General features: G+C 46.7%; 12 protein-coding genes. 9 read left to right on the forward strand and 3 right to left on the reverse strand.

Translation table 11 applies throughout. From position 1 onward, the window contains the following. On the forward strand, positions 1–326 hold a 326-nt coding region (locus A3GG_RS0109455; protein WP_018359051.1), incomplete at its 5' end, for a transposase. Positions 327–996: 670 nt separating this feature from the next. Beyond that, positions 997–1,479, forward strand: a complete 483-nt coding sequence (gene smpB / locus A3GG_RS0109460; RefSeq protein WP_018359052.1) for an SsrA-binding protein SmpB — start codon at positions 997–999, stop codon at positions 1,477–1,479. Positions 1,480–1,951: 472 nt separating this feature from the next. Here smpB and A3GG_RS0109465 read toward each other — a convergent pair whose 3' ends face one another. After that, entirely contained in the window at positions 1,952–2,479 is a 528-nt protein-coding gene (locus A3GG_RS0109465; RefSeq protein WP_018359053.1) for an RNA polymerase sigma factor, read from the reverse strand. Between the two features lie 229 nt (positions 2,480–2,708). Here A3GG_RS0109465 and A3GG_RS0109470 point away from each other — a divergent pair, with 229 nt between their 5' ends. The 5 genes from A3GG_RS0109470 to A3GG_RS12260 are packed head-to-tail and all read left to right on the forward strand — an operon-like array spanning position 2,709 to position 8,063. Continuing rightward, a complete protein-coding gene (locus tag A3GG_RS0109470; RefSeq protein ID WP_026215757.1) occupies positions 2,709–5,345 on the forward strand; it encodes a transglutaminase domain-containing protein in 2,637 nt (878 codons plus the stop codon). Between the two features lie 16 nt (positions 5,346–5,361). Next, complete coding sequence (gene rpoN, locus A3GG_RS0109475; RefSeq protein WP_018359055.1) at positions 5,362–6,816, forward strand: RNA polymerase factor sigma-54; 1,455 nt, start codon at positions 5,362–5,364, stop codon at positions 6,814–6,816. A gap of 53 nt (positions 6,817–6,869) precedes the next feature. Next, positions 6,870–7,253 carry a glycine cleavage system protein GcvH gene (gene gcvH / locus A3GG_RS0109480; protein ID WP_018359056.1) on the forward strand — a complete coding sequence of 128 codons (384 nt, stop codon included), beginning with the start codon at positions 6,870–6,872 and terminating at the stop codon, positions 7,251–7,253. 9 nt (positions 7,254–7,262) lie between these two features. Continuing rightward, a complete protein-coding gene (gene purE / locus A3GG_RS0109485) occupies positions 7,263–7,778 on the forward strand; it encodes a 5-(carboxyamino)imidazole ribonucleotide mutase (protein WP_018359057.1) in 516 nt (171 codons plus the stop codon). A 57-nt stretch (positions 7,779–7,835) separates the two neighbouring features. Then, the gene (locus A3GG_RS12260; RefSeq protein ID WP_018359058.1) at positions 7,836–8,063 is read left to right on the forward strand and encodes a hypothetical protein; all 228 of its coding nucleotides are present in this window, start codon (positions 7,836–7,838) and stop codon (positions 8,061–8,063) included. A gap of 167 nt (positions 8,064–8,230) precedes the next feature. On the opposite strand, the gene A3GG_RS0109495 is transcribed toward A3GG_RS12260, so the two are convergent. Further along, a complete protein-coding gene (locus A3GG_RS0109495; RefSeq protein WP_018359059.1) occupies positions 8,231–8,674 on the reverse strand; it encodes a copper resistance protein NlpE in 444 nt (147 codons plus the stop codon). A gap of 175 nt (positions 8,675–8,849) precedes the next feature. Continuing rightward, positions 8,850–9,701, reverse strand: coding sequence for a 50S ribosomal protein L11 methyltransferase (gene prmA, locus A3GG_RS0109500; RefSeq protein WP_018359060.1), 852 nt, complete (start codon positions 9,699–9,701; stop codon positions 8,850–8,852). 83 nt (positions 9,702–9,784) lie between these two features. On the opposite strand from prmA, the gene A3GG_RS0109505 reads away from it, so the two are divergent. Then, positions 9,785–10,279, forward strand: a complete 495-nt coding sequence (locus A3GG_RS0109505) for an SPOR domain-containing protein (protein WP_018359061.1) — start codon at positions 9,785–9,787, stop codon at positions 10,277–10,279. A gap of 6 nt (positions 10,280–10,285) precedes the next feature. Beyond that, positions 10,286–10,894, forward strand: coding sequence for a GTP cyclohydrolase I FolE (folE, locus tag A3GG_RS0109510; RefSeq protein WP_018359062.1), 609 nt, complete (start codon positions 10,286–10,288; stop codon positions 10,892–10,894). Positions 10,895–11,091: the final 197 nt, after the last annotated feature.

Raw genomic sequence — 11,091 nt, forward strand, 5'->3', positions numbered from 1 at the left:
TGATAGGAGATAGAGGATACATCTCTCAATCGCTCTTTGACAAACTCTTCATTGATGATATACACATGATTACAAAGATCAAGAAGAATATGAAGAATTCACTGATGTCCCTTTACGATAAAATTCTTTTGCGAAAGAGGGCTATTATCGAAACCGTGAATGACTTGCTCAAGAACGTCTGTCAAATCGAACATACAAGGCATAGATGTGTGAATAACTTTGTCGTCAATCTCGTCAGTGGTTTAATTGCTTATAACCTAATGCCCAAGAAACCTGAGCTAAATTTGGAAATTATCAGAAAACCTAACGAAATCGCCATCGCTTAGGTCGAACTCACGTTAATATACGTGTACAACTGAAAGGAAAAGGAATCAGACATTATTGGAAAGAGATCGTCCGAATAATGTCCACCCAAAAAGCAGTTACGACGGAAGCCACCAACATGCTAGGGGAAAAGGTGGTNCTCCGAATTTGTAGCGACCCACCACCAAACGCCAGAAAAATCTACCAAGCCCTAAACTATAAAACCCACCCATTTAGAAAAATCAAAATTTGTAGTACACAGTAACTCTTCAAAAAAAGACAACAACACTAATAACAGTCACTTACACTCCGACAGGGGTCAAACTTGGGCTAGGAATAAATTTGCTTGCTCAGGCGAGCCACGACAAGCACATTAGGGTCTACAAAATAAGGAGGACATGATGAATAATCCCATAGGAGGCGTGGACAGAGAACACTGCGCTAATATCCGCTATTATTGTTGGTTAAGACAACCACGAACCAGTTGGAGGGCGGACTGACCAATATGAATAGGCAAGCCCAAATGCCAAACCGAAGGTCGCCCACAGGCTAAGCGCCACAGTAGTTTGCTTCGAGTAACAATCTCTATTAGGGAATCACGATGCTGGTGAATGCCTCGTCTTGGAAAATGGCTCAAATTATCGCCCTCTAGAAATCATCTATTCGGGGAAAATAGTATCTTTGTAGATAGTTATGGCAAAGAAAAAAGATAAAGCAAAGATCGGTGGCAAGGTGCTGATTAAGAACCGACGCGCCACTCACGACTATGAGATACTCGATACCTACACAGCTGGGATAGTGCTGGTAGGCACCGAGATTAAGTCGTTGCGCTTAGGAAAGGCTTCGCTTGTTGACACCTTTTGTATTGTGCACAATAGAGAGGTGTGGGCGAAGAATGTCTATATTGCTGAGTACTTCTATGGGAGCTACAATAACCACGTGGCACGCCGCGACCGCAAGTTGCTCCTCAATCGCAAGGAAATCCGAGAGCTTGCCGAAGCGGTTAAGAATACGGGGCTCACTATTGTACCTTTGAAGCTCTATATCAATGCAAACGGGCTTGCCAAGCTAGAGATAGGCATCGCTCGAGGGAAGAAGCAATACGATAAGCGACACGATATGAAGGAGCGTGACCTAAAACGGGAGCTAGATCAGGCACGACGGAGAGACTACTAGTAGCCCTAGCTGCTTATACCACGAACTCCTCCACCGAGTACTCAAGGATACTCAGTGGAGGAGTTTTCGTATATCGACAAATCCGTGAGCGCCAAGAACGGTTGAAAAGAGGGCAAAAAAATAATCACCCCGACGTCTTCTAGACGTCGAGGTGACTGCAATCATCATTTAAAATCCCAAATAACGAGCATAGCCAAAGCTACACCCGAGCAAGGGCTCTTGCCTACCCTTACTACCGTTCAGACTAAGTCGTATTGTTGGCACAATACCACCGTCCGTATATCATTACTATGACCAAACCGCATACTAGTCCTCCCCGTCCATTTCCCTTTTCGGCACAAATGTACCAATAATATTCAATATGACCACTTTTTAGGCGCGAGTGAACGATAATATTGTGGTTGAGGTACAATTCACCTACTCATCATGGCAAAAACACGACAAAACCTCACTCCCTAACGTTCTTTCCGCATCATTGGAAGTCGCGAAGCTGTTCCTGTAGCTGCTTACGTGCAAAGAAGATGCGACTCTTGACGGTACCGATAGGCAAGTCCAACTGCTCGGCAATCTCCTTATACTTAAAACCAGCGAGGTACATAGAGAATGGTATCTGATAGGTATCCTCGAGCGACTCGATAGCCTTATTGATTTCCTTGAGGCTCAGCTCATGGTCGGGCGTCCCTAGCCCTTCGGTATCTTGCTGAGCACCGAGGTAGCTCAAGTCGGCAGAGTCATCGATAATGTTCTGAGTACGTACACCACGGTGATAGTTATTGATGAATAGATTGCGCATCACGGTAAATACCCATCCTTTGAAGTTGGTATTGGGCCGATACTTTTCCTTATTATTGAGGACACGGAGAGAGGTCTCCTGCATAAGGTCTTCAGCATTGGTGTGGTCAGCAGTCAGTGAAAGCGCGAAACTGTACATATTGGACTGTAGTCCTACTAGCTCCTTCTCGAATTCACTCCCTATATTGTAGCTTCTATCCATAGTCATTATATTAATCTCCAGTCATACATATCTCAAAACCAGCTCAAATATACAAAGAATTCCGACACCCCACAATATATCAATAGAGATGCCCTATAGCCATATAGAGAGAATCTATTAATGTGAGAAACAATGGGATAGAGTCGGCTCTCATAGGATTGAAAAGCCTTCACCCTCCCATTATCCAAAAAATGGGTAAATTTGGACAGTTATATAATATACAGTAGGTATTGGTATGAAAAGGATAATAGGTATTTTAGGAGTAATGGTAGCACTACTTGTCGCCGCCTGCAGTAGCAAGGGGGAACAGAAAGAGGTGCTATTTCCGAGTGATGTGGTAAGGAGTGCAGAGAAAGCTCTGCAAGAGAAAGTGGATTATCTCGGAATCCCAGCCCCTGTCTTTGGCGATAATCTGAGCGACAACGAGCTGGCAGCGATGAAGTGGATTTATGCCTATTCTTATGCGCCCGATATCATAGACCAGACACCGGAGTTTCACCTAGAGAATATCCGTATAGTGCTCAAGGCAAGGGAGGAATTGCCATGGGGCAAGGAGGTACCACTAGAGCAGTGGCGTGCCTTTGTGCTCCCCCTGAGAATCAACAACGAAATCCTGGACAACTTCCGAGTGGCGTACTACGAAGAGCTTCGCGACCTCGTGAAGGATATGACCATGGAGCAAGCGGTGCTAGAGCTGAACCACTGGACCCACCAGCATATCACCTATGCGCCTAGCGATGGGCGCACCTCATCTCCTCTTGCCACGCTGAGAAATGCGCTGGGCAGATGTGGTGAGCAAAGTACCTTCTTCGCTGCAGTTCTCCGCACCGTGGGCATCCCTGCAAGGCAGGTATACACCCCTAGGTGGGCACATACGGACGACAACCATGCTTGGGTAGAGGCTTGGGTCGATGGTACATGGCACTATATGGGAGCCAGCGAACCAGCCCCAGTTCTGGACAATGCGTGGTTCGATGCGCCTGTAATGAGAGCGATGCTCCTACACACGAGGGCTTTCGGTCCGTATAGTGGCGAGGAAGAATGGCTCGGTGAGGACAAGTGTATGACGGAGCTGAATGTGTCGGAGAACTATATCCCTACCGCACCTGCAATGGTAAAGGTGATGGGTAAGGATGGCAAACCAGCTGAGGGGGTGAAGGTGACGTTTAGAATCTACAACTACTCTGACCTGTATCCTGCGGTAACGAGGACAACCAACAGACTGGGCGAGGCTTCGGTAAAACTCGGCTATGGCGATATAGTGGTAGTAGCAAGTCGCAACCCCGAGGAGATGGCGATGGGCTTGCTATCCAATAAAGAAGGAGGTGGCACGATTGAGCTTACCTTAGACACATGGGAAAATATCCCTGCAGAACAGCACCTACGCATTACACCTCCTGTGGAGCGGATTCCAGACAAGGGAATAACGGAGGAGATGGAGGCTGCCAACAATGCCCGAATGACAGAGAACAACGCTATTCGTAATGCCTACACCGAGACTTTCCCTACAGAGGAGAGCGCTAAGGAACTTGCCGATGAACTGAAGCTCTCGGGGGATGCTCGGAATAAACTGATCACTTTGTACCCTAATACCCGTGGGTACCACAAAGAGATTACCGACTTCCTCCGTGCTGCCACCAACCACGACAAGGCAACTGAGGCGGTGCTTTTACTTGCTTCACTGATGGAGAAGGATCTTCACGATGTGGATATTCAGGTACTCAATGATGCCTTAGAGCGCAACCTCTCTCCCGAGCAGTGGAAAGATGCAGACCTGATTTGCCCAAGAGTAATGCTCGAACACCTCTACCCTGTGGAGGATCAGCTATCTGCAGCGGTTAAGGAGCTAGCCGATACCATACAGTGGGAGCAGCGCTCCATAGCTGAGCGAGCAAAGGCTATTGCTACGACTGTAGAGGGCTTCAAGATAGATGAGCTATACAATCCTAATCGTATCGTGATGAGCCCAGCATCGGTCTGGACCTACAAGATGGGCGATACCCGAAGCCTTACAGTACTGGTGGTACGACTACTACGCACGGCTGGGATTTCGGCTAAGTATGATACCGCTAATGGTGTAATTGTATATAAGGACGAGCAGGGCAAGACACAGATTTTGCCTTTCCTACAAAAGAATGAGAAGGAGGTAGTAAGTGCAGACTGTGCGCTAAGGCTCAGCTACAAGAGTGAGGGCTACCTGAAGACCCCTAAGTATGAGAGCAACTTCTCGGTGGGCTACGTAGATAACGATGGACAGCTGACCACTTACGGGTTCGACTGGCAGACACCATACAACGAGGTGTCGGGGGCTTCACTTCTCTACGATAAGAATTATATCATCACGGGTACCCGTCTGGCAGATGGTACAGTGTTGTTGGGATTCCGCAAACAGACTTGTGGCGAGATAAGTCCACTGATATTTGACCGCGACGAGATGGCAGTGAGCGTGATTGGCAACCTCAATGCCGAAGCGCTCTACTACGACTTAGCGACACAGGCGGAGAAGTCCATCATTAGCACCACGGGCAGAGGCTACTATGTACTGGTTATCGGACGGGCACATCATGAGCCTACAGACCATATCCTGAGGGATATGCAGGCACTTGTGAATAAGGAGGGCAAACTGCCCCTCCCAACGATTGTACTAGCGAACGCTCCTACTCCAGAGCTGCAGGCACTGCTACCACAAGCTACATGGGGCAAGGATACACAGGGCATTGAGCAGACGATCATGACTGGCAATGAACTGGGTAGTCGCATCGATAAACCTTTGGTGGTCATCGCAGATACCTTTAATAGGGTGGTATTTATGTCGCAGGGTTATACTATAGGTATCGGAGAACGTCTCGCCCAAGTGGTGGCAGAAATCTAACTCATATATATTGTGTATGTCGGACAAAGGAGGTAGTAGCCAACTAAAGCAAAAGCTATCACAGAATCTCTCTACTTGGCAAATCCAAGTGATGAATATGGTGATGCTTCCGCATGCGGAGCTAGCCGAGAAGGTGAAGCAGGAGCTGATAGAAAACCCTGCGCTCGAGGAAGGTTCTTCGGAGGAGCCTATGACCGAGGGTGAGGAGATAGACATGGGGGATGGGCTCTCTGCCGAGGAGCTATCCATGGGTGACTATGCCGACATAGACGATGTGCCAGAGACCACACTAAGGCGCTATTACGAGGGTCAGAAGTCGGCTTCGGAGATTCCTTTTGCGGAGGAGCAGAGCCTCCAAGAGATGCTGAATGGGCAACTTCCCCTCACGCCTCTCAATAGTGAGGAACAAGGGATTGCCTCATTCTTAGTTGGTAGCCTGGATGAGGATGGTTACCTGAGGCGTTCACTCCAAGGTATTTCAGACGACCTCGCTATCTACCAAGGGGTAGATGCGCCTGTGGAACAGCTGGAGTACCTCTTGGATATTATTCAAGGGCTGGAGCCTGCTGGCGTAGGAGCAAGGTCGCTGAATGAATGCCTCCTACTCCAGCTGAAACGGCGCAAGCCTACACCCGAGGTGGTGCTCGCCAAGCAACTGATAGAGAAGCACTTCGAGGAACTATCGAAAAAACAGCTCCAGAAGTTGGCAGAGAAGTTAGGAGTAGAGGAAGATCTACTCATGAGAGCCATCCAGATTATCACGAACCTCAACCCTAGCCCAGGACTAGACTTTTCGAGTAAACTACAGGATAGCCTGATGACGGTTATCCCCGACTTTGAGGTAACAGAACGGGATGGCGAACTGATGGTTACGCTCAATAATGGTGACATCCCTGAGGTGCGCGTGAGCCGAGAGTTCGAAGAGCAACTGAAGGAGTACACGGATGGGGAAGGGACAAAGTCGGCTCAGGAACGAGAGGTAAACCAATTTGTGAAGCAAAAGCTATCGGATGCCCGAGGCTTTGTGGAGATGATTAAGCAGCGCAATAATACAATGATTACCACGATGATGGCGATTGTAGAGTTGCAGCGCGATTATTTCCTCTCTGGTGATATCTCGCTACTCCGGCCTATGATTCTGCAAGATATCGCCGATAGGGTCGGCTATGATGTAAGTACGATCTCAAGGGTAACAAGCACAAAGTATGTGCAAACGGACTTCGGTATTTTTCCTATCAAACAGCTCTTCTCGGAAGGTATCACGCGTGATGACGGCGAGGAGGTGACGACACGATCGGTAAAAGAGCTCCTGAAACGGCTGATAGAGGAGGAAGACAAGCAAGCGCCGCTATCGGACGAAACCCTCAAACACCAGTTAAAATCTCATGGATTTGATGTTGCGAGGCGTACGATTGCTAAATATAGGGATAGCATGGGTATCCCTATTGCACGATTAAGAAAAGATTGGTAGATTTGTGGCGAATTTGAGAAAGTATAAATAACAAACACTAAAATATACGGATTATGACTTTTCCAGAGAATTTAAAGTACACTAGGGATCACGAGTGGTTCCTATTTGAAGGAGATAAGGCAACTGTAGGTATCACTGAGTTTGCTCAGAGCGAGCTAGGTGAGATTGTATATGTAGATGTAGAGGACAATATCGGTGAGGAGATCAAGGCTGGTGAGGCTTTTGGCTCTATCGAGGCAGTGAAGACGGTTTCTGACCTATTGACTCCTGTTACCCTTACTGTTGATGAGGTAAATGAGGAGCTTGCAGATGCCCCTGAGCTAGTGAATAGCGACCCTTATGGCAAGGGCTGGATTGCAAAGGTGACTGTAGCTGATGCTAATGATTTAGGAGAATTCCTAAGCGCAGCTGAGTATCAGGCACTCATCCAGAAGTAATCTATATCAATGTCTCTTCAACCGCTGGTTAGCATTATCATGGGAAGTACTAGCGACCTCCCAGTAATGCAGAAGGCTATAGACCTACTAGAGCAAATGGAGGTACCCTATGAGGTACATGCTCTATCGGCACACAGAACGCCTAATGAAGTGGAAGCTTTTGCTTCACAAGCTGAGGGAAGAGGGATAAAGGTGATTATCGCAGCAGCTGGGATGGCAGCCCACCTTTGTGGTGTGATAGCAGCGACTACCACTCTCCCTGTGATTGGTGTGCCTATGAAAGCGAGCTTGGAGGGTATGGATGCCCTTCTAGCAATAGTGCAGATGCCTCCTGGTGTGCCTGTGGCAACGGTGGGTATCAATGCTTCTCTTAATGCAGCACTACTTGCGGTGCAGATGTTGGCACTCTCGGATGCCACGCTGGCGCAAAAGTATGCAAATTACAAGGAGGGGCTCAAAGATAAGATTGTCAAAGCCAATAAGGAGCTTAAGGTGCTGGAAGGGCTAAAGTATAAGACGAACTAATATATTCGCAAGGACAAAAGCGATTAATTTATCACAACATTTATTGATTTTAGAAGTATGAAGAAGTTTTTTATTGCATCTATCGCGCTTGTTGCTGCCCTAGCTTTCACTTCATGTGAGACTAAGTCTAACGAGGAGCAAAACGCTACTGAGGCTATCGAGAATGTAGCTAACGAGGCTGAGGCTACTGTAGAGCAGGCTGCTGATGCTGCTGTTGAGACTGTTGACAGCTTGGCTACTGAGGCTACTGAGGCAGTTCAGGAGGTAGCAGATGAGGCAAAGTAAGCTAATTCTATTAAGCAAGATTAGGCTACATCACTTCTTAGTGGTGTAGCCTTTTTTTATCCTACAGCTATAGAGTATAAGCATAGCAACGCTCTCTATAAGACCAAAAGAAAGAGAGCGTACCAATAGTCATGGTACGCCCTCCTTTTACATCTAAAAGTCGCTACTTACTGAGCAATCTTAGTAAGGATATACTTGTCGGCTAGCTCACCAGTGTTAAGAACACCTGTAGAATCAACTAGAGCAACTGAGTTCTCAAGAATCTTGTAGTAAGTCTTCTCGCCAGATGATGGAGTGATAAGTACGATAAGATCGCCATTGAGCTCGTAAACACCACTCTCCTCAAACTTATCATCCTTCTTACCAAGGTACTCAGTAGAAAGGTCGTAAGTAGTATCCTCACGTACAGTGAGCTTAGTCAAGATACCACTGCAGTCTGCACATGGAAGAGTACCCTCGTATGAGCCAACGTAGCTAGGAGTCTCAGCAACTACCTCGGTAGTCTCAGTCTCAACAGCTGCTTGCTCCTCAGAATTATTAGACTCCTTGCTCTCGCATGAAGCGAAAAGGAGTGTAGCGCACGCTACTAGTAGTAAACTAATCTTCTTCATTTTCGATAAATATAAAATATGTAATGATTAAATCGCCACAAAACTACGAGTTTTTCTTCAAACAAACAAAACTCATCATATTTTCTGCTTCCGCTATCCCATAAATTCACATATATTACGCTACCAATGAGGTATCCGTAGAAGGAATTAAAGATATTTACACGAGTATTGTATATTATGCATTCTGATTCACTACACGCACAGCTACCCAACCACCAGGCATCTCTAGATGACCAAGTACGCTAAGGTTGTACTTCGTGACAGCATCCATAATCTGAGGTAAGTCATCCGCAAGGAAGCCACTCAAAAGCATAACGCCATAAGGGTGCATACGGGTCACATACTGATCAAGGTCGTTGAGGATGATATTCCTATTAATATTAGCGAGGAAGATATCCGATCTTGGAATCTTTTTGAGGGCTGAAGCATCACCCTGAATTACAGTGAGCTCCACCCCGTTAACCTTGGCATTCTCTTTGGTATTAGCCACGCTCCACTCATCGATATCGATACTCACACACTTAGAAGAACCTCGCATCATAGCGTAGATACCCAAGATCCCACTACCGCAACCCATGTCGATTACAGTAGCACCCTCAAGATTAATCTGCCCTAAGAGCGTTAGCATCGCTTGGGTTGTAGCATGGTTACCGGTACCAAACGCCATCTTAGGGTCAATAATTATCTCGTGCCTAACACCTTCCACAGGCTTATGGAAGGAAGCTCTCACCGCTAGCTCTCCCTCGATGATCTCAACAGGCTCAAAGTAGTGCCTCTCCCACTCTTCGTTCCAATTGCGATCTTCTTCCACAGTCACAGTGAAAGCGTGATCTAGCTCAGAAAACTCTTCTTCCTCGAGTACGGTCACCAATGCCTGTTCATCATAACTATCCTTAGGCACATAGCAGAGCAATTGACCGTCCTCCTCGCTAAATGAGTCGAACCCTATATCTCCGAGCCTCTGAACCAATATATCCTGTAACCAATCCTCGGCAGGACGTGGCATAGAAATCTTCAAATACTTCATATCATAAAGTCTAATTATCTGTATAATATCTCAAAGCTACTCAAAACTGACTAATCAAACAACTTATTTGTTATCTTTGCATTATGAAAGCATTAAACAAGATATTTAGCTGGGTTGGACTGGGCATGCTTATGCTTAGTTCTACAACCGTTTTGGCACAGGACACAAAGCCGAGTATTTTGGATGTGCTCCAGCAGGATAAGCCTGGCACTGGGGTGATTTTAATTACTCAGTCTCCAGCGATTCAAGAACTAATCGGCAAGAAAGCCAATCCCCTGGACAACGCACGGGTGATCGGTGGCTATGCCATCCTGCGTGGGTATAAGATCCAAGCATATAGCGGGAATCTCGCAAATAGTAGAGGGATAGCCTCGGCAAGAGAAAAGCAAATCAATGCCCTATACCCAGAGCTAATGCCCGTAGTAGAGTACGATGCGCCATTTTGGCGCCTTAGGGTAGGCAACTTCATAGAGAGAGAAGAAGCGCAACAAACACTCCAAGAACTCAGAAAAGCATTCCCTGCATTCTCGAGAGAAATGTACATTGTACGTTCACAGATTAAGGTTCCAAAGCAATAACGGACTATGTCACACCACAACAACCCATATTTTACTGAACATATTGACGAGGCAGAAGAGAACGCACTTATTGCGGAGCTCGCTGCACACAATAAGGAGATTATACAGCTTATCGGAGAGGATCCAGAGCGTGAAGGACTACTCAAGACGCCCGAACGTGTGGCAAGAGCCCTACGTTTCCTTACCCAAGGATATAGCCAAGACCCCGCAGCTGTACTAGAGTCGGCTAAGTTCCGTGAAGATTACAAACAGATGGTGATTGTCAAGGACATCGGTTTTTACTCAATGTGTGAGCACCATATGCTCCCCTTCTTTGGCAAAGTACACATTGCGTATATCCCCAATAAATACATTACTGGTCTGAGCAAGCTCCCACGCGTGGTGAATATACTCTCCCGCCGCTTACAAGTACAAGAGCGCCTAACCACTCAGATCAAAGAGTGTATCCAAGATACCCTGAAACCACTAGGCGTGATGGTCGTAATAGAAGCTCAACACATGTGCATGCAGATGCGTGGTGTACAGAAAGAAGGCTCAACCACTACAACATCGGACTTCACTGGGGTCTTCGACAATATTAAGACTCGTGAAGAATTTATGTCTCTCATCAAGTAAAGGATACAGAATAGTATAATAAAGGGATGTCCAACCTAAGTTGGACATCCCTTTATTATACTAGCGCTAAAAAATAAGCCTCATCCGATATTCTGCGTGATTGCGGTTACCGTGATCCCTTGAGACTCCTGCGTCAGCTTGTATACACCAATCATCTTGCGGGATGAAATCCGCAAGATATGGGCGACGGGGTTATT

It is taken from the genome of Porphyromonas levii DSM 23370 (genome assembly GCF_000379925.1).
GTDB classification, from domain to species: Bacteria; Bacteroidota; Bacteroidia; order Bacteroidales; family Porphyromonadaceae; genus Porphyromonas_A; species Porphyromonas_A levii.

Excerpts from the sequence above, each read along its gene's own strand:
- A3GG_RS12260 (WP_018359058.1), top strand. The coding sequence starts at position 7,836 with ATGAAGAAGTTTTTTATTGCATCTATCGCGCTTGTTGCTGCCCTAGCT.
- smpB (WP_018359052.1), top strand. The coding sequence starts at position 997 with ATGGCAAAGAAAAAAGATAAAGCAAAGATCGGTGGCAAGGTGCTGATT.
- A3GG_RS0109470 (WP_026215757.1), top strand. The coding sequence starts at position 2,709 with ATGAAAAGGATAATAGGTATTTTAGGAGTAATGGTAGCACTACTTGTC.
- A3GG_RS0109495 (WP_018359059.1), bottom strand. The coding sequence starts at position 8,674 with ATGAAGAAGATTAGTTTACTACTAGTAGCGTGCGCTACACTCCTTTTC.
- rpoN (WP_018359055.1), top strand. The coding sequence starts at position 5,362 with ATGTCGGACAAAGGAGGTAGTAGCCAACTAAAGCAAAAGCTATCACAG.
- A3GG_RS0109465 (WP_018359053.1), bottom strand. The coding sequence starts at position 2,479 with ATGACTATGGATAGAAGCTACAATATAGGGAGTGAATTCGAGAAGGAG.
- gcvH (WP_018359056.1), top strand. The coding sequence starts at position 6,870 with ATGACTTTTCCAGAGAATTTAAAGTACACTAGGGATCACGAGTGGTTC.
- prmA (WP_018359060.1), bottom strand. The coding sequence starts at position 9,701 with ATGAAGTATTTGAAGATTTCTATGCCACGTCCTGCCGAGGATTGGTTA.
- folE (WP_018359062.1), top strand. The coding sequence starts at position 10,286 with ATGTCACACCACAACAACCCATATTTTACTGAACATATTGACGAGGCA.
- purE (WP_018359057.1), top strand. The coding sequence starts at position 7,263 with ATGTCTCTTCAACCGCTGGTTAGCATTATCATGGGAAGTACTAGCGAC.
- A3GG_RS0109505 (WP_018359061.1), top strand. The coding sequence starts at position 9,785 with ATGAAAGCATTAAACAAGATATTTAGCTGGGTTGGACTGGGCATGCTT.